General features: G+C 43.1%; 17 protein-coding genes and 1 riboswitch. Of the genes, 8 read left to right on the top strand and 9 right to left on the bottom strand.

What is annotated here, in order from left to right; all coding sequences use genetic code 11:
* Window positions 1-187 precede the first annotated feature (187 nt).
* The 4 genes from BM090_RS07910 to hutH all read left to right on the top strand — a co-directional run bounded on the left by BM090_RS07910 (window position 188) and on the right by hutH (window position 5506).
* Window positions 188-1033 (top strand): hypothetical protein, encoded by an 846-nt coding sequence (locus BM090_RS07910; protein ID WP_091510447.1) that lies wholly within the window; start codon window positions 188-190, stop codon window positions 1031-1033.
* Window positions 1034-1050: 17 nt separating this feature from the next.
* Window positions 1051-2034 carry a porphobilinogen synthase gene (hemB, locus tag BM090_RS07905; RefSeq protein ID WP_091510444.1) on the top strand — a complete coding sequence of 328 codons (984 nt, stop codon included), beginning with the start codon at window positions 1051-1053 and terminating at the stop codon, window positions 2032-2034.
* A gap of 207 nt (window positions 2035-2241) precedes the next feature.
* Window positions 2242-3810, top strand: a complete 1569-nt coding sequence (locus BM090_RS07900) for an acyl-CoA carboxylase subunit beta (RefSeq protein WP_177199872.1) — start codon at window positions 2242-2244, stop codon at window positions 3808-3810.
* Between the two features lie 217 nt (window positions 3811-4027).
* Window positions 4028-5506: a histidine ammonia-lyase gene (gene hutH, locus BM090_RS07895; protein ID WP_091511269.1), complete on the top strand. Its 1479-nt coding sequence runs from the start codon at window positions 4028-4030 to the stop codon at window positions 5504-5506.
* A 159-nt stretch (window positions 5507-5665) separates the two neighbouring features.
* Here hutH and metX read toward each other — a convergent pair whose 3' ends face one another.
* From metX to BM090_RS07870, 5 genes are all read right to left on the bottom strand, one after another.
* On the bottom strand, window positions 5666-6730 hold the full coding sequence (gene metX / locus BM090_RS07890) for a homoserine O-acetyltransferase MetX (protein WP_091510442.1): 1065 nt from the start codon (window positions 6728-6730) through the stop codon (window positions 5666-5668).
* A gap of 313 nt (window positions 6731-7043) precedes the next feature.
* Window positions 7044-8354 carry an O-acetylhomoserine aminocarboxypropyltransferase/cysteine synthase family protein gene (locus BM090_RS07885; RefSeq protein ID WP_091510439.1) on the bottom strand — a complete coding sequence of 437 codons (1311 nt, stop codon included), beginning with the start codon at window positions 8352-8354 and terminating at the stop codon, window positions 7044-7046.
* Between the two features lie 439 nt (window positions 8355-8793).
* Window positions 8794-8899: riboswitch (SAM riboswitch) on the bottom strand.
* Between the two features lie 237 nt (window positions 8900-9136).
* Complete coding sequence (locus BM090_RS07880; protein ID WP_091510436.1) at window positions 9137-10318, bottom strand: tetratricopeptide repeat protein; 1182 nt, start codon at window positions 10316-10318, stop codon at window positions 9137-9139.
* Window positions 10319-10455: 137 nt separating this feature from the next.
* Window positions 10456-12981, bottom strand: coding sequence for a DNA gyrase subunit A (gyrA, locus tag BM090_RS07875; protein ID WP_091510433.1), 2526 nt, complete (start codon window positions 12979-12981; stop codon window positions 10456-10458).
* A gap of 60 nt (window positions 12982-13041) precedes the next feature.
* Window positions 13042-13293 carry a hypothetical protein gene (locus BM090_RS07870; RefSeq protein ID WP_143083916.1) on the bottom strand — a complete coding sequence of 84 codons (252 nt, stop codon included), beginning with the start codon at window positions 13291-13293 and terminating at the stop codon, window positions 13042-13044.
* A 320-nt stretch (window positions 13294-13613) separates the two neighbouring features.
* Here BM090_RS07870 and BM090_RS07865 point away from each other — a divergent pair, with 320 nt between their 5' ends.
* The 3 genes from BM090_RS07865 (at window position 13614) to BM090_RS07850 (ending at window position 19452) form a co-directional block, all read left to right on the top strand.
* Window positions 13614-15593, top strand: a complete 1980-nt coding sequence (locus BM090_RS07865) for a site-specific recombinase (protein WP_177199871.1) — start codon at window positions 13614-13616, stop codon at window positions 15591-15593.
* 105 nt (window positions 15594-15698) lie between these two features.
* Window positions 15699-17309, top strand: coding sequence for a replicative DNA helicase (gene dnaB / locus BM090_RS07860; RefSeq protein ID WP_091511265.1), 1611 nt, complete (start codon window positions 15699-15701; stop codon window positions 17307-17309).
* A 1267-nt stretch (window positions 17310-18576) separates the two neighbouring features.
* Window positions 18577-19452: a substrate-binding periplasmic protein gene (locus BM090_RS07850; RefSeq protein WP_091510421.1), complete on the top strand. Its 876-nt coding sequence runs from the start codon at window positions 18577-18579 to the stop codon at window positions 19450-19452.
* Window positions 19453-19504: 52 nt separating this feature from the next.
* On the opposite strand, the gene BM090_RS18330 is transcribed toward BM090_RS07850, so the two are convergent.
* A complete protein-coding gene (locus BM090_RS18330; RefSeq protein ID WP_177199870.1) occupies window positions 19505-19669 on the bottom strand; it encodes a C1orf53 family protein in 165 nt (54 codons plus the stop codon).
* Between the two features lie 136 nt (window positions 19670-19805).
* Here BM090_RS18330 and rocD point away from each other — a divergent pair, with 136 nt between their 5' ends.
* Window positions 19806-21047 (top strand): ornithine--oxo-acid transaminase, encoded by a 1242-nt coding sequence (gene rocD / locus BM090_RS07845; RefSeq protein WP_091510416.1) that lies wholly within the window; start codon window positions 19806-19808, stop codon window positions 21045-21047.
* Between the two features lie 90 nt (window positions 21048-21137).
* On the opposite strand, the gene BM090_RS07840 is transcribed toward rocD, so the two are convergent.
* The 3 genes from BM090_RS07840 to BM090_RS07830 form a co-directional block, all read right to left on the bottom strand.
* Complete coding sequence (locus BM090_RS07840) at window positions 21138-21881, bottom strand: SGNH/GDSL hydrolase family protein (protein WP_091510411.1); 744 nt, start codon at window positions 21879-21881, stop codon at window positions 21138-21140.
* Between the two features lie 40 nt (window positions 21882-21921).
* A complete protein-coding gene (locus BM090_RS18905) occupies window positions 21922-22023 on the bottom strand; it encodes a hypothetical protein (protein WP_221405358.1) in 102 nt (33 codons plus the stop codon).
* A gap of 903 nt (window positions 22024-22926) precedes the next feature.
* Window positions 22927-24090: a methyltransferase domain-containing protein gene (locus tag BM090_RS07830; RefSeq protein WP_091510408.1), complete on the bottom strand. Its 1164-nt coding sequence runs from the start codon at window positions 24088-24090 to the stop codon at window positions 22927-22929.
* Window positions 24091-24171 lie beyond the last annotated feature (81 nt).

Here is a 24171-nt window from a genome sequence, read left to right as displayed (position 1 = left end):
TCTTATATTTGTGCCGATAGCGCAAGCAAACGGCTTATTTTGTATTTTTGTCAGAATGAATAAATCGTCGTGCGCACATAGACATTTAGCTTGCTACCAAACGTTTATTTATAAAGTATTTCACTAAACAAGATTAATCCAAAGCCTTTTTCGGAAGGTTTTGCCAACGATACCCAAAATATTTGCTATGACAGTCGCAGAAGAAAAACGTAACAAAACCATTAGCTTTAGTATTACGGTGGCTTTACACATTTTACTATTGTTGTGTTGCTTTTTTGTATGGAAATGGTATCCGCCAGATCCGCCCTTGCCAGATTATGGCGTAGAGCTGAACTTTGGTTTGGACGAGGCGGGCTACGGCGATTTGCAGACCACCGCGCCGCCCAGCGATGCCACTTCTACGGAAGATGCCATAGCGGGAAATCCCGAAACGGAGCAAACTACCGAAACTGCGCCCAGCGAAGAGACTTCTGCCGAAAACGTAGAAGCCAATAACAAAACGCTCACGACCGACAATCCAGAAAGCCCGATTGCCGTGCCCGAAGAGCCGAAAGAAACCAAGCCCAAAAAGGAAAGCAAACCCGAAACGGCGCGCGCAGGCATCACCAACGAAAATGGTGCAGGTGGTCGCAACGGCAAAAGCAACCAAACGCCAGGCAACAACAACGGCGACAAACCTGGTACTGTTGGCGACCAAGGCGACCCCAACGGAAGTCTTGATGCCAAAGCTTTGTACGGAAAAGCGGGCAAAGGCGGTAGCGGCTCAAGTTTGCAAATGACGGGCTGGGCATGGGACGACAAGCCAAACGTACAAGATAAGTCTTCGGAGGAAGGAAAAATCGTGTTTGAGATAAAAGTAGATGACAGCGGCACCATCATCAACGTAACCACGTTGGAAAGTACGGTAAGCCCTGCCGTTGAGAAACTCTATAAGAAAGAAGTTGAAAATCTGACCTTTAGCCGCACGCGCGATAACGTAACGCCTGCGCCTATTTCTACGGGAAAGATTACATTTATTATCAAGTCTAAATAAATTTTAAATAACACAGCATGGAACTTAACATTCGCCGTCCACGTCGGAATCGCCAATCGGCGGCTATACGTGGTCTCGTGGAAGAAACTAATCTGCAAGTAAGCGACTTTATTCTCCCCGTTTTTTTGATTGAAGGAAAAAATAAAGCCGTAGAAGTGGCCTCAATGCCAGGTGTTTACCGCCATTCTGCCGACCGACTTTTGGACGAAATTGGCTACTGCTTGGATTTGGGAATTACGACTTTCGACGTGTTTCCAGCCCTTTCCGAAGACATCAAAGACCGTTACGCCACCGAAGGCAGCAACCCCGATGGTGTATATTTGCAGACGCTGCAACGCATCAAAGAAAAATATCCAGAGGCTTGCCTGATGACGGATTTGGCAATGGATCCGTACAGCTCGGACGGGCACGATGGTTTTGTAGAAAATGGCCAAATCGTCAATGATATTTCCGTAGAGATTTTGGGTAAAATGGCCGTGGCGCAAGCCCGCGCGGGTGCGGACATTATCGGCCCTTCGGACATGATGGACGGACGCGTCGGCTATATTCGTCAGTTGCTTGATGCCGAAGGCTTTACCAACGTGGCCATTATGTCGTACACGGCCAAATATGCCAGTGCTTTTTATGGTCCGTTCCGTGATGCGCTGGATTCTGCGCCGCGTTTTGGGGATAAAAAAACCTACCAAATGAATCCCGCCAACTCGCGCGAGGCACTCGTAGAAGCGGAGTTGGATTATGCGGAAGGCGCGGATATGCTGATGGTAAAACCTGCGTTAGCGTATCTGGACATTATTAAACTGTTGAATGATAATTATAATATTCCGATTGCGGCCTATAATGTGAGTGGCGAATATGCCATGATCAAAGCCGCCGCCCAACGTGGTTGGCTCGACAATGACCGCGCCATGTTTGAGTCGGTTTTGAGTATCAAACGCGCAGGCGCAAAGATTATCCTTACTTATTTTGCCAAAGAATTGGCCGTATTACTCAAAAGCCGATAAGCATATTTTACGAACGCTGTTGCCCTTCAAAAGGCGGCAGCGTTTTTTTTATGACATCGTTTGCGCAAACGTATAGGATATTTTGAGGAAATTTGCTTTTTTTGATTTTACAAATACACAGCCAATACACCAAATAGGCCATCATAAATTTTAACCGATTCATTATCAGTAACAACCATTATTTTTTTAACCCATAACTATTAAAAGATGATAGAGAACGCAACAGAAGTAACAAGCCCAATGGATGTTCTGAAAAAAAAGAACGCCGAGGCGTTACTTGGCGGCGGCCAAAAACGTATTGATGCACAACACAAAAAAGGTAAACTTTCGGCACGTGAGCGCATCGACCTTTTGCTTGATGAAGGTACTTTTGAAGAGATAGGTAAATTTGTAATGCACCGTTGCAAAGATTTTGGTCTTGACAAAGAATATTATTTGGGCGATGGTGTAGTAACTGGTTACGGTACAGTAAATGGCCGTTTGGTATATGTTTTCTCTCAAGATTTTACGGTATTCGGTGGCGCGTTGTCCGAAACGCACGCTGAGAAAATCGTGAAAATCATGGATTTGGCCATGAAAAATGGTGCGCCAGTAATCGGCCTCAACGATTCGGGCGGAGCACGTATCCAAGAAGGTGTGGTTTCGTTGGCGGGTTATGCCGATATTTTCTACAAAAACACATTGGCTTCGGGCGTAATTCCTCAAATCTCGGCGATTATGGGGCCATGCGCAGGCGGTGCGGTATATTCGCCAGCCATCACGGACTTTATTATGATGGTAGAAAATACCTCGTATATGTTCGTAACAGGGCCAAACGTAGTGAAAACCGTAACGCATGAAGATGTAACTTCTGAAGAGTTGGGCGGTGCTTCTACGCACAGCAGCAAAAGCGGTGTTACGCATTTTTCTTGCGCTAACGAAGTAGAATGTATCAATTACATCAAACAATTGTTGAGCTATGTGCCGCAAAACTGCGAAGAAACAGCCCCTCAATTGCCATACGAGTCGCCAGCTAATGGCGAGGCTCGTCCAGAATTGAACAAAATTATTCCTGAAAACCCCAATATGCCTTACGATATGCGCGACGTGATTGAGCATATCATCGACGAAAATTCGTTCTTTGAGGTGCACAAAAACTTTGCGGATAACATCGTAGTTGGTTTTGCGCGTTTGGGTGGCCGTAGCATTGGTATTGTAGCCAACCAACCTGCTGTTTTGGCGGGTGTGTTGGACATCAACGCCAGCACGAAAGCGGCACGTTTTGTGCGTTTCTGCGATAGTTTTAATGTGCCTTTGTTGGTGTTGGAAGACGTGCCAGGTTTCTTGCCAGGTACAGACCAAGAATGGAACGGTATTATCAGCAACGGCGCGAAACTTTTGTATGCGTTCTGCGAAGCTACCGTACCACGTATCACCGTTATCACACGCAAAGCCTACGGCGGAGCTTACGACGTGATGAACTCTAAGCACATCGGCGCAGACATGAACTACGCTTGGCCAACTGCTGAAATCGCGGTAATGGGTGCAAAAGGTGCTGCGGAAATCATTTTCAAACGCGAAATTGCGGAAGCGGCTGACCCTGAAGCGAAATTGCAAGAGAAAGTGGACGAATACACACGCAAGTTTGCGAACCCGTATCGTGCGGCGCACAGAGGCTACGTGGACGAGGTAATCGAGCCTTCGGAAACACGCCAAAAATTGATGCGTGCCTTCAAGATGTTGGAAAACAAAGCGGCTACGCTTCCACGCAAAAAACACGGCAATATTCCTTTGTAATTTGCCCGAATTATAGAAAACGCCAACCGCCGCCTGTATCTGATATGGGCGGCGGTTTTTGGTAAAAAGGAAGTAACAGATTAAAAAAGTAAAGGTGCATTCCCCCAAAAAAATAGCAATAATCAATTGTAGAGCAGGTTGTTTTCAAAATAATCTGCTTTTTTTGCATCTTCATTTTTTAGAATTTAGCTCAAAAGCAAATATTACAACACAATTTATGCACCATATTGACTTAGAACATCTTAGTTTTCAACAACTTGACACCCTTTGGCGCGATGCTTCCCTTCAGCTACATTTGCCTGAGGCGGTGGCTGCCCGAATCCAGCATTGCCGCGATTATTTAGACCAGAAAGTACAAGATACTGCTCACCCCGTGTACGGTATCAATACGGGTTTTGGGTCGCTGTACAAACACAGTATTGCGCCTGCCGACTTACAGACGCTTCAAACTAACCTCGTCAAATCGCACGCTTGCGGCATGGGCGCAGAAGTGCCCCAAGACGTTGTACGCCTGATGCTTGTACTCAAAATTCAGTCGTTGGCTTACGGCAATTCGGGGGTACAAGTGGTTACGGTACAGCGACTTATTGATTTTTACAATCATCACATTACGCCTGTGGTGTATCAGCAAGGTTCTTTGGGTGCGTCGGGCGATTTAGCTCCGCTGGCGCATTTGTCTTTGCCGCTTTTGGGTTTGGGGGAAGTGTATCACAATGGCCAAAAACGCCCTGCCGCCGACGTGTTGGCCGAAAAAGGTTGGCAACCAATTGCATTTCAGGCAAAAGAAGGCTTGGCCTTGCTCAATGGTACGCAATTTATGGCGGCTTATGGTGCTTGGTGTATCCTGAAGGCGCAACGCATCGTGCAGTACGCCGACCAAATTGCCGCGATTTCGTTGGAGGCTTTCGATGGTCGCCCAGAGCCATTTGATGCCCGAATCCATGCCATACGTCCACATGCGGGACAGGTGGCCGTAGCGGCGCATTTTCGGGAGTTGTTGCAAGGCAGCGAGCTAATTAGCCGCCCCAAAACGCACGTACAAGACCCGTATTCGTTCAGATGCGTGCCGCAAGTACATGGCGCGTCCAGAGATGCGCTGACGTACGTGCAAAATGTTTTTTTGACAGAAATAAATTCCGTAACAGATAACCCGAACGTTTTCCCCGACGACGACGTGATTTTGTCGGGCGGTAATTTTCATGGGCAGCCGCTGGCTTTGGCTTTCGATTTGTTGGGAATCGCTTTGGCCGAATTGGGGAATATCTCCGAACGTCGTGTGTATCAATTGATTTCGGGTTTGCGCGGCTTGCCTGATTTCTTGGTAGCGAATGCGGGTTTGCAATCTGGCCTAATGATTCCGCAATATACCGCCGCTTCCATTGTGAGCCAAAACAAACAATTGTGTTCGCCTGCTTCGGTGGATTCGATTGTTTCCTCCAACGGGCAAGAAGACCACGTAAGTATGGGCGCAAATGCCGCTACCAAAACCTACCGCATCGTGGAAAATGTAGAACGTTTGTTTGCGGTGGAATTGCTCACGGCTTCGCAAGCCATGGCTTTCCGTGCTCCTGCCAAAACTTCGCCAGTGTTGGAAGATTTGCTCGCACGCTATCGCCAGCACGTGCCATTCATCGAAACAGACCGCATTTTGCACGACGATTTACAAATTTCGGTGGCTTTCGTGCAAGCACTTTAAAACCGAAAAATGAGAAAAGAAAAAAGCGCAACCTTACCAATCGAGGTTGCGCTTTTTTAATAAATTTCAATTATCCAAATAAACATCAAACTTATATGAAGCAATGAGGCCAGAGGCCATATAAACACACTGAATTTTCAGTAACTTGTTTCTGTTTTATTAAGCAACCCACTGTTTTTCAAGTAAATGGGGTGCTACAAATTCCCGTTCGAACTCGCGCACACAAACGGTTATTTTTTCATTTTCAATCAAAAAACCATCGTGTCCGTAAGCCGAATCTATTTCCACATAATGCCCTTGCGCAATGTGGCGGGCAATTTGTTTTTGTTCGCTTGGAGGAAAAAGAACATCGGATTTGATACCAATCACCAGCGTATGCGCCCGAATTTGTCCCAGAGCTACTTCCACGCCGCCACGTCCGCGCCCTACGTCGTGCAAATCCATTGCTTGCGAGAGTCTGTAATAGCTATAAGCATTGAAACGCGCCACCAATTTTTCGGCCTGATAACGCTGATACGAAGCAGCTTTAAATCCGTTTTGAATCGCTGATTCGGCATCTTCGTCGGTTTGGTTTTTCTGATACGAACTGTAATTTCTGTACGAAAGCATCGCGGTTGCGCGTGCTGCTTTCAGGCCAGCCAAACCCGCTTCGGGGCTGTCGGTTTGCCAAGTGGCATCCGCTTCGATGGCCAATCGCTGTGCTTCGTTAAAGGCAATGCCCCAAGCCGAATGCACCGCATTAGTCGCCGTTACGACTACTTTTGAGAAAATATTGGGGTTAATAATCGCCCATTCTAAGGCCTGTTGGCCGCCCAAAGAGCCACCAATTAGCGTATTTATTTTTTTGATATTCAAATGCTTACGCAAAAGCTCGTGCGCCTGCGCCATGTCCCTGATGCTTAGCACTGGGAACGAATGAAAATAAGGCTTGCCCGATTGTGGATTGACAGAAAGCGGCTGCGTAGAACCATAACACGAACCCAAGACATTCGCACAAACGATAAAATGTTGCTCTGGGTCAAACAGTTTACCTGCGCCAATGAGTCCGTCCCACCAGTCGGCGGCATCGGAGTTGCCCGTAAGGGCGTGGCAGACCCAAATCACGTTGTCGGCAGCTTCGTTGAGTTGGCCGTAGGTGTGAAAAGCTATCGTTATTTCGGGCAGCTCGCCGCCCAAGTCTAAAGCGAATGGCTCGCGAGAGGTATATTCTTGCCTGCTATTCATACGCAATACATTTTTGTTTTGAAAGAAAGTAATTATAGGTTTCTCCAGATAAAAAGGTAGGAGGCGAGCTTATGTACTCGCCCTTACCCGTAATAACCTAATATATCTGTTAAGCACACGCAACAACATTACAAATTAACAAGTCCTAAATACAGAACGGTCAATCCTGTTGCATCAAATAACGAGCCTTTCGGCATCGTAGAACACCATAAAATTTTTATAAGAAAATCACACGTTCGGATTTTCGTTTAATGGTTTTTACTCACATATTCTAAACATACAAATCGCTAAATTTCAGCGTTTTGCGATATTTTTAAGCAGTTACGGCAATCGCTGCGAAAGCCTGTGCAAAGTCTGCTTTGATGTCGTCTATATGCTCAATTCCCGCCGACACGCGCAACAAACCAGGGTTTACACCTGCGTTGATTTGCTCTTCGTCCGAAAGTTGTTGGTGGGTGGTAGAAGCTGGGTGAATGATGAGTGATTTTGCATCGCCCACATTGGCCAAGTGGCTTACCAATTTGAGATTGTTCACGAAATTTTCGGCTTGTTCGCGGCCACCTTTTATCACAAAAGAAAGTACGCCGCCGTATCCGTTTGTCAAATATTTTTTAGCTAAAGCATTGTATTTGCTGCTTTCCAAACCTGGGTAATTCACCGATTCTACGTCTTCGTGTTTTTCGAGCCATTGCGCCAAAGCTAAGGCATTGTCCACGTGGCGTTGTACTCTAAGTGAGAGGGTTTCAAGGCCTTGCAAAAGCAAAAACGAGTTGAATGGGCTAATGGCTGGGCCAAAATCGCGCAAACCTTCTACACGTGCACGAATCGCAAACGCGATGTTACCGAATGGACCTTCTGTGCCGAACACGTCCCAGAATTTAAGGCCGTGATAACCTTCGGCTGGCTCCGTGAATTGCGGATATTTGCCATTGCCCCAGTTGAAATTGCCACCGTCCACGATTACGCCGCCGATGCTTGTTCCATGCCCGCCAATCCATTTGGTAGCCGAAGCCACGACCACGTGCGCACCATGTTTGAGCGGTTGGAACAAATAGCCGCCTGCGCCAAACGTATTGTCCACGATAAGCGGCAAATCATATTTGTTGGCTACGGCTGCAATTGCCTCAAAATCAGGAATATTAAATTCAGGATTACCAATAGTTTCCAAATACAAGGCTTTTGTATTTTGGTCAATGAGTTTTTCAAAAGAGGCTGCTTTGTCGCCTTCGGCAAAACGCGCCTCAATGCCCAAACGCTTGAAGGCTACTTTGAATTGGTTGTAAGTGCCGCCATACAAAAACGATGTACTTACGAAGTTGTCGCCAGCCTGCAAAATGTTATTCAGAGCCAAAAACTGCGCCGCTTGTCCCGAAGACGTTGCCACAGCCGCCACGCCACCTTCCAACGCCGCGATGCGCTTTTCAAACACATCAGTTGTCGGGTTCATGATACGCGTATAAATATTGCCAAACTCTTTGAGTGCGAACAAATTAGCACCGTGTTCCGCATTTTTGAACACATACGAAGTAGTTTGATAAATAGGCACAGCGCGAGAACCTGTAGTTGGGTCGGCTTCTTGGCCTGCGTGCAATTGGAGCGTTTCGAATCTGAATGTTGCTGACATAACGATAATATTTGGGTTTTGAAAAGATTTTAAATTGATTGGAAGGTAACTGGCCTGTGAAGAGGCCAGTTAGTTAGTTAAGTATAATTGGAAATGAAAAAGGTACAAGATTTGGAGCCGTTTGGGAAAGAATGGGTACGGCAAACCCGTTAGCTGTTTGGGAATTTCTATGCTTTAAATTGAAGCAATGAGATGAAAGCCGAGTAGTTGGTAAGAATACACTACAAGCCTAACAGCCCAAAACCATCAGAAACACGAAATTGCGAGCCTAATAGCTGGAGTTAACAACAGCAACAACAACAGTGTTGCATTCCACGAAATGACATTGAATAAATAACTTGGGTTGTACCGAAGCGAACCGAATTCGTTTTGGACGTTTGCGTAAAATCTTTGATGGCTGTGATAATGTTGTTTGAACTTTCCATTTTTTCCTTCTATGAATTTATAGTTCCTAAAATGTTTTTAGGCAGGAGTTAGCACCTTTCCCTTTGGGGCGGTTGCTAGAAGTTCGTAGAGCCTGTTCTCTCCCTTCTTCTGTATAAAATCAAGTGGCCTGCTACGGAAGCGCATCATTGACTTTTGCGATACAAAGGTACAATGCTATTTTTTGGAAAAGCAAATTTTGTAACGCATTTTTTTGATATTCTTATCTCGTCAAAAAGCTAAACACTTTATAATAAGTGTTTTGTGTTTTGAAAATATTTTAAAAAAACATAAATAGCTTGGCATTTATGGCGCAAAAAAAGAGGGATAGAAACAGTATTCTATCCCTCTTTTAGTTTTTATTTGCCTAATGCTTTTAGCTTTTCATCTACTTCCGCGATTTTGTCGGCGCGTTTGAGATAGCCATAAAGTTTAGATAAAACTTTGAGTGTTTCTACATCTTTAGGCTGTGTTTTGTGCGCTTTCTCGAAGTAAGGAACAGCTTGTGCCATTTTGCCTTTGGCTTCTGTTTCTAGCTTTTTGCCGTTGCGTTGGTATGTGGCCAAATCCATTTTATTGGCTTTGTTGAATAGGTCAGAGCCTTGATTGTAGTAGAATGTTCCTACGTTGAAGTTGCCTTCAAATGACATAGAATCTACGGCAAGAGCTTTGTTGTACAAAGAAAGAGCTTCATCGTTGAGGGCTTTGGCTTCGGCTGGAGCTTTTTTCGTGCTGGCTTCCTTAGAAAGCATATCACCTTTCACCAAATACAATGAAGTATTGCTTGGGTCAAGTTTGATAGCTTCGTCAAGTTTGGCTTTCGCTTCTGCCGAACGATTTTGCGTCAAATAAATATTCAACTCGTCAATCAACAAATTTTTGTTGTCAGGGAAGTCTTTGCGGCCTTGTGCCAAGATAGCAAGCGCATCATCAAACTTTTTGTTTTGTTGCGCAAAGTCGGCCATGTATTTGTACATTCCCAAGTTTTTGTACTTGAGTGTTACCAACTTGTCGTAGTATGTTTTTGCTTGCGGATAGTCGTTCAGATCCACTGCCGAGTAAGTCGCGTTGCGATAAGCAAGCGTATCTTCTGGCTTCATTTCCATCGCCAAACGATAGTTGTCTATGGCTTCTTTGTGTTTCTTTTCTGTATCAAATTTGATAGCCGTATTCAAAACACCCACCCAAACATTCTCCATATTGGCTTTGGCATCTTTGGCATAGCTGCCATCAGGCTTGTCAAGTTCGATTGCTTTTTTGAAAGATTTATAAGCCACAGATGCGCCAGAGTCGCCAGCAAGCCCCTGAAATGCAGGCAATTGTGTGTTTACAATGTCAATGTAAATCGCGCCGCGTTCGTACCAGCCTTTAGGCTTTGTATAAACTTTGTCCTTAACGATTGCCTTTTCGATGCTTACACGCGCTTTGTCCAAAAGACCGTTTTTGTGATTGAGGATAGCATCCGTAAGGTCAGGGTCTTGTTGAGCCATTGCCGCAAAACTTGCCGACATAGCCAACAGGGTTAATTTCGCTTTTTTCATGTTAATTGCTCTTTTTGTTTTAATCGGTAAAACTCGTTTAAAGCTGGGTGAAAGATAAATATTTTCTCGAAAGAAAAAGAATTGGCCTACTCATTTGCATTTTTTAGATACAAAAAGCAGGCCAGTTTTATTTAAAATTATTCTGTTGCTGTCGTTTCCGTTGCCTCGTCTGTGGTATTTTCGGAGGTTTCGTCCGTTAGGATTTCCACTTCCTCCACTTCGTCTTCCTCAATTTTGGCAATAGAAGAAATGGCATCCGTATCGTTGAGCTTGATGAGGCGAACGCCTTGCGTGGCTCTGCCCATTACGCGCAACTCCGAAACGCTCATGCGGATTGTCAGACCCGACTTGTTGATAATCATTAGGCCGTTGTTGTCGTTTACGTCCATGATGGCTACCAACTTGCCTGTTTTGTCAGTGATGTTCAGTGTCTTAACACCTTTGCCGCCTCTGTTTGTAACTCTATATTCTTCGATAGATGAGCGTTTGCCGTAGCCTTTTTCGGACACTACCAACAGATTGGTTTCGGGGTTGCTGATACACACCAAACCGACTACGCGGTCGTTTTCGTCTTCGAGCGTAACACCGCGTACACCTGCCGCATTACGTCCCATTGGGCGCACTTGGTCTTCAGGGAAACGCACCACACGACCCGAACGTTTGGCCAACATGATTTGCGCGTTGCCGTCCGTGAGGCGTACATCTAACAAACGATCGCCTTCGTTGATGGTAATGGCATTGATACCCGCCAAACGAGGGCGCGAATATGCCTCCAAAGACGTTTTCTTGATCGTGCCTTTTTCCGTACACATTACCAAGAACGTGTTATTGATATAATCTTCATTATCAAGGTTTTTAACGTTGATAACAGCACGTACACGGTCTTCTTTTTCTATGTTGATAAGGTTCTGAATCGGGCGACCTTTCGAGGCTTTTGTACCTTCGGGCAACGCATAAACTTTGTGCCAGAACATACGACCGCCTTCTGTGAAAATCAACAAATAGTTGTGCATGGAAGCAACAAATAAATGCTCCGTGAAGTCAGAATCTTTGGTTTTTGCACCTTTCGAGCCTACACCGCCACGGCTTTGCGTGCGGTATTCGGTCAATGGCGTGCGTTTGATATAGCCTTCGTGCGAAATGGTAATTACCATGTCGTCATCGGCAATCATGTCTTCAATAGAAATATCGTCGGCAGCATGGATAATTTGCGTGCGGCGTTCATCTCCGTAACGTTCTCTTACTTCCAAAAGCTCGTTTTTAATGATGTCCATACGCAATTCTTCGCTGGCCAAAACGCTATTGAAATAGTCAATTTGTTTTTTGATTTCGGCGTATTCGTTTTGGATTTTCTCGCGTTCCAAACCTGTGAGGCGTTGCAAACGCATTTCCAAAATGGCTTTTGCCTGAATTTCGCTCAAACCGAATTTTTCAACCAATCCCGCTTTCGCGATTTCTGGGTCGCGTGCCGAGCGAATCAACGAAATAACCGCGTCCAAGTGGTCTAAGGCTATCAACAAACCTTCCAAAATGTGGGCGCGTTCTTCGGCTTTGCGCAAATCGAAACGCGTGCGACGTACCACAACCTCGTGGCGGTGATCCACAAAATGACGAATTAAGTCCTTCAGATTCAGGGTCATTGGGCGGCCTTTCACCAAAGCCACATTGTTTACACTGAACGAAGATTGCAATGCCGTATGTTTGTACAAAGTATTCAATACCACGTTGGCGTTTGCATCTTTTTTCAAATCAAAAACCACGCGGATACCTTCGCGGTCAGACTCGTCGCGCAAGTCGGCAATGCCTTCAATTTGTTTGTCGTTAATCATGCCACCGATTTTTTCAATCATAGCGGCTTTGTTCACCATGTACGGCACGTCCGTGAAAACGATTTGCTCACGGCCATTTTTCGCGGTTTCAAAATGCGAATTTGCTCTCAAAACAATACGTCCGCGTCCTGTTTCAAACGCAGATTTTACGCCCTGATAGCCGTAAATCGTTGCACCCGTCGGGAAATCTGGTGCAGTAACAAACTTCATGAGTTCGGCAATCGTAATGTCGCGGTTGGCGATATAGGCAATAATTCCGTCCACCACTTCGCGCAAATTGTGCGGAGCCATGTTGGTCGCCATACCTACCGCGATCCCCGACGTACCGTTCAGCAACAAGTTCGGAATGCGCGAAGGCATTACGGTTGGTTCTTGGAGGGAATCGTCGAAATTGTATTGAAAATCAACAGTTTCTTTGTAAATGTCGTCGAGCAATTCGTCGGCGATGCGCTTGAGACGTGCTTCTGTATAACGCATGGCCGCTGCCGAGTCGCCGTCTATCGAACCAAAGTTCCCTTGTCCGTCCACAAGTGGGTAACGCAAAGACCAATCTTGCGCCATACGCACCATGGCTTCATATACGGAAGAGTCGCCGTGTGGGTGATATTTACCCAACACTTCCCCCACGATACGGGCAGATTTTTTGTACGCTTTGTTGTAATTGACACCGAGTTCGAGCATACCAAACAACACCCGACGATGCACAGGCTTAAGCCCGTCTCGCACATCGGGTAAGGCTCTCGACACAATCACCGACATTGAATAATCAATGTAGGCACTACGCATTTCATCTTCGATGTTAATCGGAATGATGTTTTCAGGACTATCTGTCATGGTATTTTAATATAGAAAGAATATTCTTTTACTTTAGATAAATAATTGATAGTAAATATCTTACCAAAATTTCCACCAAGCTTTTTTGGCATTGATGTTGGGTTGTGGCTTTTTGAAACCTTGCCCCACTTTGGGATTTTGGTTGCGTTTCCAGAATGGTTGGCCTCTGAAATCTTGTCCGCCGTGCGCGTGTATCATGCGCACATGGCAGCCATCTACGCGACAGCGTGGGGGGCTGAAGGTAAAGCAACCGCAGCTACTTAGCCCCATCATTAGCATCGCAAAGATTATTGTATGGATTTTGAGTCGCATATTTTTTTGATAAAAATTGTTTAGCCTGTAAGCCAACAAGAACTATGCCGCTGCCAATGAAGGCAATAAAATAGTTCCCTAAATAAGTTGGTAAAGGTACGGTTTTGTTACGGAATTGCCAAATATTTCGGGCTTGGGCTGTCGGGATTTTGTGTTTTCTTGTGCCCAAACCATGCCTTTTTGTAATAAAAGTTAGATTATGTTCGTTTTATCTGAAAGTAAAATTTTATATCTATCGGCTAAATGTTTGGTTTAGAGATTGATATAAATTAAATTACGCAATGGTGCGCCTATCTTTCAACCTTAAACCCCATTGTATTATGAGACATCTAACATTAGCCCTGACTACCGACGGGCAAAACCTCCAACCTCTTATTAATTTAGTTCGTGTGATAAGGCCGCCACGCTTGCAGAGCGTGGAATGGACCGTGCAACGGCTCGAAGAAATTATTAAAGAACTCAGGAGTGACGAAATTCTTCGTAATCAGTGGCACACGTACATACGCTCGGTGCTGGTCGTGCTTGACCCGCTGCGCACGTACACGGATTTGGGTATTTTGTCTAACAAAGGTTTTTTGGCCGAAACCTACGACAAAATTAGCTACAACATTCTGCCGCCAGCCGCGCAAGAGCGTGAGCTGAGTTATTTTTTGGGAAAAGTTTTTTATAAAAAAGACGATTTTGAATGGGTGGCGCAAGTGCCGCACGCGCTTTGGCTGGAATTGCTGGAGGCTTTGGGCTTTCAGATACAAATTACGGCTAAGCATCAAGAATATATTTTGAATGCCATTTTGGTATTGGCGCAACGCATTACGGCCATTGGGCTTGAGCCTGAAGTAGTAGCCAAATTGCCAGAAATGGACGATTTGCAATCGCCGTTTTTGGAACTGAACCGCGAAGTAATGCACTATGTGCATCATTTCAAACGCAATCGCGCCGAGTATCCGAACCAAAACGAAGAAGACTACAAACACATTTTGGTGATGCTGCGGCAGTCGGAAAAAGACATCAAGCGGCTGCAAAAAGACAAAGAAACGTTAGGCATTAGTGTAGAGCTTACTTACTTGATTCTCAGGCTCGACCAACATTTGCGCCGTATCCGAATTTTGTTGGAAATCGTGCAAGCTCCGCCGCAACAAGTGAACAGCCAAAAGCTGTTGGAGCTGCTCAAAGAGTTGATAGAGAAACGAAATACGCAATACAGTTTGCGCCGCCATTTTTCGGACAATCTCAGTTACATGGCTTACAAAGTGGTGGATAACACCTCCAAACGTGGAGAGCATTACATTAGCACTTCTTCCAAAGAATATTGGAATATGTTCAAAATTGCGTTGGGTGGTGGATTTATCGTAGCGTTTTTGGCCTGTTTCAAAACCCTGATTTACTATTGGCATTTGCCGCCGCTGGGCGAAGCGTTTATGTATAGCATGAATTATTCTTTGGGCTTTATCCTGATTCATTTGATGCATTTTACGCTGGCCACCAAGCAGCCCGCCATGACGGCTTCCACGATTGCGGCTTCTTTTGGGTCTGGGGAGAAAAACGCCATTCAAAATACGGTGCAACTCATTGCGCAAATGGTTCGGACGCAGTTTATTGCGTTGGCGGGCAATGTCGTGATGGCATTTCCTGCGGGTTTGTTGTTGGCTTGGCTGTTTCGGTTGGTGATGGGGCATAGCATCGCCACACCCGAAAAAGCGGTTAAACTCATTACAGAACTTCACCCAACGCACAGCAATTCGGTGATGTACGCGGCCATTGCGGGCGTTTTCCTGATGACTTCGGGTTTGATTTCGGGGCTTTACGAAAACCGCGTGATTTATCGTAACATTCCGCAACGTTTGCGCGAGCAACCGCTTTTGAACAAAATATTATCAGCCAAAGCCCTTGACCGTTTCGCCACGTACATCGGCAATAACTTGGGTGCGTTGGCAGGCAATTTTTACTTAGGCATTTTCTTGGGTTCGATGGCGGCCATTGGTTTTATCGTGGGCTTGCCACTGGACATCAGGCACGTAACTTTTGCGGCGGCTAACGTGGCCTTGGCTTGGGACGGAACGGGTTTTGCGCTTTCGTGGCATCAGGCTTTATGGGTGAGTTTGTCGGTGGCGGCCATTGGTATTACGAACGTTATCGTGAGTTTTGGCCTTTCGGTTATTTTCGCCCTCAAATCCCGTAACATTGACTTGCGACAAATGCGGTTGTTGATTGTTGCCTTGTTCAAACATTTTTGGAAAAATCCGCTTGCGTTCTTTTTTCCGTTAAAAAGTTCTGTGAAAGTCAAAATGCAAGCAACTTAACAATCAGTTACTTATCAAAGCACAGGTGTTGGCCTGTGCTTTTTTGTTACGGATAAATGACTAAAATGTTTCGTTTTGGAATATGGCTTGCGTATTTTTGCAGTTATGGAGAACAATAGGCCAGCATATAATAAGAAGACCTTGCAAGACCGCATTGCTAATACGGCGCGTGAAACGTCGGCGGTGCTTAACACTGCTCGCAAGCCGCCACAGGCCATTGAGTTGGAGGAAGCCGTATTGGGTGCCTTGATGGTTGAGAAAGATGCGCTGACTACTGTCATAGATATTTTGCAGCCCGAAAGTTTTTATGTGGACAAACACGCCCGCATTTATGAGGCCATTCGTGCGCTTTTTCAAAAGTCAGAACCTGTTGATATCCTGACGGTTATTAATCAATTACGTTCTACGGGAGAGCTGGAATTTGTGGGAGGAGCTTCTTACATCACGAAGCTGACCAGCACGGTACACTCCGCCGCCAACATCGAATACCATGCGCGTATTGTGGTGGAAATGGCCATCAAACGCGAACTTATTCGTATTTCGGGCGAAACGACCCGCGACGCTTACGAGGACACGACCGACGTTTTCCAACTTTTAGATAAAACAGAACAATCCTTTTTTCAGGTGTCCGAAATGAACATCAAGAAAAAAGTGGCAGATATGCGTTCGGTATTGGCCGAAGCCTTAGAAGAACTTAAATCTAAGAAAGATAACGCCGATGGCCTGACGGGTGTGCCAAGTGGTTTTACGAAACTCGACCGCATTACGTCGGGTTGGCAAAAATCCGATTTGGTGATTTTGGCGGCTCGCCCTGGTATGGGTAAAACGGCTTTTGTGGTGTCGGCGGCGCGTAACGCGGCGGCACTGTTCAAAAAAGGTGTAGCGATTTTTTCTTTGGAAATGTCGGCGGTGCAATTGGTGAACCGTCTTATTTCGGCGGAAGCCGAGCTGGAAAGCGAAAAAATCAAGAAAGGAAATTTGGCCGAACACGAATGGGTGCAACTGCATCAACGCATTACGACACTGGCCGAAGCTCCGATTTTTATAGATGATACGCCTGCACTTTCTGTGCTCGAATTGCGTGCCAAATGCCGCCGCCTCAAGGCGCAACACGATATTCAGATGATTATCATTGACTATTTGCAACTCATGAGCGGCGATAATGGTTCGGGCAAAGGTGGTGGCAATCGCGAACAAGAAATTGCCTATATCTCGCGTTCACTCAAGAACTTAGCCAAAGAATTGAACGTGCCCGTCATCGCGCTTTCGCAGTTGAGCCGTGCCGTAGAAACGCGCGGTGGCGACAAACGTCCGCAGCTTTCGGATTTGAGGGAATCGGGTTCTATCGAGCAAGATGCCGACATGGTGGTTTTCTTGTATCGTCCTGAATATTATGGCATTACACAAGACGAAAGTGGTAATCCCGTAACGGGCGTAGGAGAGGTGATTATCGCCAAGCACCGTAACGGCTCGCTGGATAGCGTTTACCTGCGTTTTGAAGGCAAATACACGAAGTTCACGGATTTGGAAGAAGACCGATTTAAGGCCTTTAGTTCGGGTACGTTTAGCGCGTTTCCTTCAGCTGAGGCACACGTGCCGCGCGAGTTTGAAGCTGCCGCACCGAACACACAGCAAGTCAAAACATTTGGTAGCAAACTCAATCAAAAAAATAATACAGATTTCTCTAAACCAGACGATACGCCCGCACCGTTTTAGTGGTGTAGAAAGTAAAAAATAGACAAAAAGCCGTTTGCGATACGTTTGCAAGTGGCTTTTTGCTTGATATTTTAGTTGTATAAAAAATGATTTGAGTCAGTTTGAAAGCAAATTATTAAATCATTCGCCGAGTAAAAGTGTCATTTCGCCGAGTTAAATTTGGTTTTCGCATAAAAAAAATTGCTAAACTGAAGTTTGTTCTTATCTTTGTATCAGTTCTGGACGGAATATTGCCGTAAAGAAGAGTTTTAGAGAGTAGAGCGATATGTTTTTTCGCTAAAGGTTTAGGTTTAAATAAAAATGAATGACGCAAAAAAGGCTACCGTTTGGCAGCCTTTTTTGTTGGTATAAACTCAACTAAAAACAAATCATTGTGTTGTTTTTGTAAACTGAAATAGGTCGTTGGTAAATCAATTCATCCTATTGGTGCAATTGAATTTGTAACAATAAATCATAACACTACTTTTGTGCAAGTTCTGAGCGGGGAATTCCGTACAAGAAGAGTTTAGAGAGTAAAGCGATATGTTTTTTCGCTAAAGGTTTAGGTTTAAATAAAATGAATGACGCAAAAAAGGCTACCATTTGGTAGCCTTTTTTGTTGATTTTTGGGCAAAAGAAAAAGCTATCCGAAAATCAGACAGCCTTTTTTCAAAACTTAAAATATACAAACTTAACCTATATAAATATCTTATAGCAAGGAAGTTAGGCCTTGCGAAGTTGTTTCAATTTCGCTGAAATGCTTGGGTGTGCAGAAAAATATACACGTGGACTGGCCATCATAAAAAAAACGTTTTGTGAGATTTGTGCAGCTTGTTTTGATGCTTCTTCTTGCGTAACGAGGGAATAATTAGCCCTATCATTTTTTATAAAGAAAAATACCCGATGCGATACAAATTGGCAGAAAACGCCGTTTAATCCCACGGAGCAAAGGTACTTTTGCAAAATCGTAACGTAATTAAAAATAGATTAAAATTCTTAAAATAAAAGTGCCGTGTTATTGACTTACTGGCAGAGAGTTGGACTTATTTTTTTATTTTCAATAGAGAAAGCAGTGTTTTTGCTGCTAAGTAATGTTTATATTGTATTTTTGTGGTTTTGGCGTTTTTTTTAACAATTTAATAATAAATAAAAAAAAGAAACGTAATTTTGCAATCCGTTTTGGAGAATGAATTACTGATATTATGGCAGATATTTCTCAGGGCATTCCCTTTAAATTCATAAAGCCACCACCATTATTAAAAATTGTTATGTTGCTTCGATCAAAATCATGAAAAAATATATTATTTGTCTGGTTATCTTTGTTTTATCTTTCAGCTTTGAAGAAAGTTCGGCCAAACGATTGTACCAACAATGGCACGGAACGAGTTGGGCTATTACCCAAAAACAAGGAAAAGGGACGGTTGTTTTTACGTACACCGAATCGCCTACTTTTTCGTACAAAGATAAAACAGGTAAGCTAACGGGTGTGTGTGTAGATATTATGCAAGGTTTTGTGAAATATGTAGAACAAAAGTATAAAGTCAAGCTTACGATTAAGTACGAACATTATCCGCACGATGATTTTTTTACCTTTTATAACTTGCTTAAATCTTCACAAGGCGGGGTGTTTGGCCTGACCAATGCCACGATTACTCCCGAACGCCAGAAAGAAGTTCAATTTTCGCCACCATTTTTGAATAATATTTCGATTATTATGACGAATCAGTCTGTAAAATCGTTGTCGACGGTGAAGAATATAGCCAAAGATTTTGCAGGAATGACAGCTTACACCAACAAAGGAACAGCCAACGAACGTCGATTACTTCAAATCAAAAAAGCGTATTTCCCTCAAATGAAAATTGTTTATTTGCCATATAATGAAGATATTTTGATGCAAATTGCTAAAGACAAAAAAGCATTTACTTGTTTGGATTTCAATTATTATAGCGACGGAAAACAAAAGAATAAGCCATTCAAACGCCACCCAGCAGGCGACGACTTTTCGGAAGAGTTGGGCTTGGTAATGCCACTCAAATCGGATTGGGGCGCGTTGATGAAAGAATATTTTGCGGCAAATGGTGGCCTTCGCCAATCCAAGCCCTACAAACAAATGCTTACCAAGCACTTTGGTACGGAAGCAGCCAATATTTTACTCAACAAATAATTGACCATAACAGAAAAACGAAAAGGTCGCTTTAGAGAAAGCGACCTTTTTTTTATGCCTTTTTGGGTTTGCGATAGGGGCAATGTTTGCAGCCATTTTTGCAGCAATAGCCGCGTTTGCGATGATAAATTTCCGTAAAAACCATCAAGCCTTGTTCGTTAAAATAAAAATCTTCGGGGCTTAATGGCTGTATCGGCGTTTTGGGGCTTGGTGTCATTTCTTTACAAAGAGCTTAAAAGCAGGAATTTAGTTTGTTTGGCTAATTTGTGTAACTTGCCGCTCGCACCAAATTTCGTATTTTTAATTAAAAATGTCGGGAAAATTTCCCATTTACTAACTCCTATTAAGTTTATATGTTACACCAACCAACGACACTTTCATCTGCCCAAGCCATTGAATTAGAAGACCGTTACGGCGCACACAATTATCACCCGCTGCCCGTTGTGCTCTCCAAAGGCGAAGGCGTACATCTTTACGACCCCGAAGGAAAACATTATTATGATTTCTTGTCGGCTTATAGTGCTGTGAATCAAGGCCATTGTCATCCACATATTATCGGTGCGTTGGTGGCACAGGCGCAAAATCTGACACTTACTTCAAGAGCTTTCTACAACAATCGTTTGGGCGAGGCCGAAAAATTCATTTGCGAAACTTTCGGATACGATAAAGTTTTGATGATGAACTCTGGAGCAGAAGCCAACGAAACGGCTCTTAAATTGGCGCGTAAATGGGGTTATACGGTCAAAGGTATTCCCGAAAATCAGGCTGTTATTGTGGCCGTAAACAGCAATTTTCATGGTCGTACGCTGGGAATGATTTCGGCTTCTACGGATGAGAATGCCCGCCAAGATTTTGGGCCTTTTATTGATGGCTATCAAATTATCCCTTACGACGATTTGCAAGCCTTAGAAGCGGCCTTACAAAATCCGAATGTTTGTGCGTTTTGGTTTGAACCCATACAAGGCGAAGCTGGCGTGCTTGTGCCGCAAGAGGGCTATCTCCGCAAGGTTTATGAGCTTTGCAGCAAATACAATGTGCTAATGATGGCCGACGAAGTGCAAACGGGCATCGCGCGTACGGGCAAACTCACGGCCTGCCAACACGAAGGCGTAACGCCACACGTTTTGATTCTGGGAAAAGCCTTGTCGGGTGGTGTGTTGCCTGTTTCGGCAGTGCTGGCCAACGATGATATTATGCTCACCATCAAAGCTGGGCAACATGGCTCGACGTTTGGCGGCAATCCGCTTGCTTGTGCTGTGGCTATTGCTGCGCTGGAAGTGGTTCATAACGAAAAACTCTCGGAAAATGCCGAACGTTTGGGCGCGATTTTCCGTAGCCGCATGGAAATGGTACAGCAAAAAGTGCCGAACGTGGTAACGGCAGTGCGTGGCAAAGGCTTGCTAAATGCTGTGGTGATTGCGCCAAGTGCCGATGGTCGTACGGCTTGGGACGTGTGCATTTCGCTCAAAGATAACGGCCTGTTGGCCAAGCCAACACACGGCGATATTATTCGTTTTGCGCCGCCGTTGGTCATTACCGAAGAGCAGTTGCATGAGTGTTGCGACATTATCGAAAAAGTGCTGTTGGCATTCTAAAAAATAGATTTTCAGGTAATAAAAAAAGTCCGTGAATAGACGTTGTGTCTGGTTCACGGACTTTTTATTTAATTAAAGAAATACAAATACTTAGAAAGATTGGGCTACTTTTTTACAAAAAACTACGTCCAACTGGTCAAGATTTAGGAGAATAAGCGATTCTTTGTTGATGTCTAAAGTGCTGTAAACATTGGGCAAATTGGCGGGTAGCTCGTGCGTAATTGTTTTAACAAAAACGCAAGCCGTTAGAAACGTGCCTAAATCGGAAGGGTGGCTGCCGTCGTTGTGATACAATACGAAATTGGGGCGCAATTGTTTGGCCAAAGCCCACGCATTCCCAACGGGCACTAATTCGGCTTTGTTGTCGGCGGCAGCTTTGGCATACAGTTTATTGATTTGCTCCTGATAATGAGGTACTTTCTCTCTTGCCCACGTTTGATACAAATACGGTTTTGCGCCGTTTTCTTTAACGAATTGGCAGAACAGTTTCATGTATTTGTACGCACTATCTGGGTTTTCGATGGCTCCCATACTAAATTCTTGCAGTACCACTATATCAAATCTGCCATTTTTAATAATATCTTTCGTTTTGAGACCTCTTTTGCCGTGCCAATGTTCGCTGAGATACGCGCCGCCAATGGTACTTTTTTTTGTAATGAGTTTGGTTTTGGTGCTGTCGGAAATAATAGAAACGACTTGCGCGAGATTTTGATAATATGTGTAGCTGTTGCCTACAAACAGAACACGAAGTGTATCTTTTTTTACTTGTGCAAAACCTTGATTGCTACATAGGAATAGCCCAAAAACGACAATAATTAAAGCAATTTTTTTCATGTTAATTTGGTTGATAGTGATTGGGGAAATATATGGTAAACTATGATTTGGCCATCGCTTTTTGAATCAATTCAATTTGAGTTTGTATATTATTATTTGTCGGATTAAGTTGTAATGCTTTTTGATAATTTTCAAGAGCCAAATCATATTTTTTGCTTTGAAATAGGCTTCGCCAAGGCTGTCATAAACATTCCAAGATTCAGGAAAAAGCGTAACATTTGCCTTAAATATATTAATGGCAACTTTCGGCTTTTTATCTATTTGGAGTATCCGATAACCCAAAGCATTAAAATACATTTCTGTAGATGGATATACTTTCAGAATCTCTTTAATGTGCGGCTTTAATTTAGTGGCAATAGTGGCACAAGCCTCTGCATCACTATTGATACCACTCAAATTATATTGGTCTAATATCTTGATGTATTTTGCTACACTATCTCTTTTAATTTTCAACTTGTAGAATGCTTCTTTATTTAACCCAAAACACAAATTATTCTGAAATGAATTTTCGGGAGCAGACATAGTCGTTAGGTAAAGATCACGATTCCCCAAGCCATTAATCATTTCTGATGCGAGGTAGCTTTTAAAAGAAGGACGAATATTGTTCTTTATTCTTCTATAATCACTAGAAAAATCATCCGAAATAATAATGATACCATTTGGTTTTAGTTTAGTTTTGAGGTTTTCTATCGCAGCAATTTCATCAAAAAAGCTATAAAAAGAATAATGAAGAATGATTTTATCAAAGAAATTATTGGGCAAGGACGTTTCTTTTTCTGTTCCAATTATTTTATTTACAGCACCAAAATGCAATGTGTCGTATCGGATGGCTTTATTTAATTGATTTTGATTAACTAACACACTGTCTGCACTTTGAAAATAGAATACTGTACTATCTTTCACTCGAAAACAAGTGCTTATTGTTGTTCTATTACTTGCATTAATTTCCGCCACAATATCATTTGTTTGGATATTATGATTACGAAATAAACGTTTTAAATAATTACATTTTTCTTGTGTAAAAGCGATATTATAGTTTTTAGATTCATTTAATAATGTGTTTGCTTTTTTTGCTTTTTTTCTTGGCTATAATATTATTAAGTTCATTTATTTTTTCTTTAATAGGCTGGTTATATGGATCTAACTCTAATGATATTTTGTAATTTTCTACCGATAAAACATAATTATTATCACTGCAATATGACGTCCCTAATCCTTTATAAATTTCTGCTGATTTTGGATATAATACAAGACCTGCATGAAATACGTTAATTGATTTTTTAAGATCCATTTCTTCCCAATATAAAGCATCACCTAAAGAACTAAAATAAGTATTAAATCTTGGATAAATACGTTCTATTGTTGCAATATATGGTTTTAAGTTTTCTACTATTTCCAAACAGAGATTAGCGTTAGAATACGTTTCCTCTATATTTAATTGATCCAGTATTTTAATATATTTTTCAACGCTACTTGTTTTTAATTTAAAATCGTCACTTTTTTGCTTACTAAACTCAAAAAATAAATTATTTTCTAATGAATTGATAGGAGCAGATATATTCGTCAAATAAAGACCTTGTTTTTCAAATTCTTTGATAACCATAGATGGTTTAGGGCTCGTTATTCTACAACCTAAATGCTTATGCTTTATATAGTTATTTGAAAAATCATCAAAAATAATAATAGTCCCATTGGGTTTTATTTTTTTTGCTAAGTCCTTGACCATAGAGGCTGGATCTTTAAATTCATGGTAAGAATTACTGATAATTATTTTATCAAATGCACCGTCAGGTAAATTAGTACCCGTTTTAGTTCCAATCACCATCTTGAAAGTATTGGTTTGCGGTGTTTGGCGTACAGACGAATAATGTTTGACCATTTTGCTGAGCTGGTCTTGGTTTAAAATGCTCGTATCTATGTCTTGTACGTAATACGTAACACTAGCCGTCATAACAGAATATACACCTTCCAGCCAGCCGCTTGCTGCCCCCACTTCTGCCACTACATCGCCTTTTTTGATGTTATAAAGCGTCAAAGTTCCTCTGTATTGTTCACATTCTTCGCGAGAATACGCAAAGCCATATTTGAAAGGCCTGCTCGAATGCGTACTAATAATTGCGTCAGGATTGTTACTTACATACAGACTACCGCAGCCAACCAAAAAAATAGTAGTAAAAAAAGAAGCAATAAGAGCGTATATTTTTGTCATTTAACTGTTTTTGTTAGGTGATATTCAAATGCCAAAAGTAAGGATTTGTTTTTAAACCATATTGGTTTGAATAATAAAAAA

Origin of the sequence: Flexibacter flexilis DSM 6793, from assembly GCF_900112255.1 — a bacterium.
Lineage (GTDB): Bacteria > Bacteroidota > Bacteroidia > Cytophagales > Flexibacteraceae > Flexibacter > Flexibacter flexilis.
Note: the sequence above shows the minus strand (reverse complement) of the source record. Positions and strands in the feature narration are given on the sequence as shown.

Coding starts and splice junctions, on each gene's coding strand:
- BM090_RS07910 (WP_091510447.1), top strand. CDS start 188: ATGACAGTCGCAGAAGAAAAACGTAACAAAACCATTAGCTTTAGTATT.
- hemB (WP_091510444.1), top strand. CDS start 1,051: ATGGAACTTAACATTCGCCGTCCACGTCGGAATCGCCAATCGGCGGCT.
- BM090_RS07900 (WP_177199872.1), top strand. CDS start 2,242: ATGATAGAGAACGCAACAGAAGTAACAAGCCCAATGGATGTTCTGAAA.
- hutH (WP_091511269.1), top strand. CDS start 4,028: ATGCACCATATTGACTTAGAACATCTTAGTTTTCAACAACTTGACACC.
- metX (WP_091510442.1), bottom strand. CDS start 6,730: ATGAATAGCAGGCAAGAATATACCTCTCGCGAGCCATTCGCTTTAGAC.
- BM090_RS07885 (WP_091510439.1), bottom strand. CDS start 8,354: ATGTCAGCAACATTCAGATTCGAAACGCTCCAATTGCACGCAGGCCAA.
- BM090_RS07880 (WP_091510436.1), bottom strand. CDS start 10,318: ATGAAAAAAGCGAAATTAACCCTGTTGGCTATGTCGGCAAGTTTTGCG.
- gyrA (WP_091510433.1), bottom strand. CDS start 12,981: ATGACAGATAGTCCTGAAAACATCATTCCGATTAACATCGAAGATGAA.
- BM090_RS07870 (WP_143083916.1), bottom strand. CDS start 13,293: ATGCGACTCAAAATCCATACAATAATCTTTGCGATGCTAATGATGGGG.
- BM090_RS07865 (WP_177199871.1), top strand. CDS start 13,614: ATGAGACATCTAACATTAGCCCTGACTACCGACGGGCAAAACCTCCAA.
- dnaB (WP_091511265.1), top strand. CDS start 15,699: ATGGAGAACAATAGGCCAGCATATAATAAGAAGACCTTGCAAGACCGC.
- BM090_RS07850 (WP_091510421.1), top strand. CDS start 18,577: ATGAAAAAATATATTATTTGTCTGGTTATCTTTGTTTTATCTTTCAGC.
- BM090_RS18330 (WP_177199870.1), bottom strand. CDS start 19,669: ATGACACCAAGCCCCAAAACGCCGATACAGCCATTAAGCCCCGAAGAT.
- rocD (WP_091510416.1), top strand. CDS start 19,806: ATGTTACACCAACCAACGACACTTTCATCTGCCCAAGCCATTGAATTA.
- BM090_RS07840 (WP_091510411.1), bottom strand. CDS start 21,881: ATGAAAAAAATTGCTTTAATTATTGTCGTTTTTGGGCTATTCCTATGT.
- BM090_RS07830 (WP_091510408.1), bottom strand. CDS start 24,090: ATGACAAAAATATACGCTCTTATTGCTTCTTTTTTTACTACTATTTTT.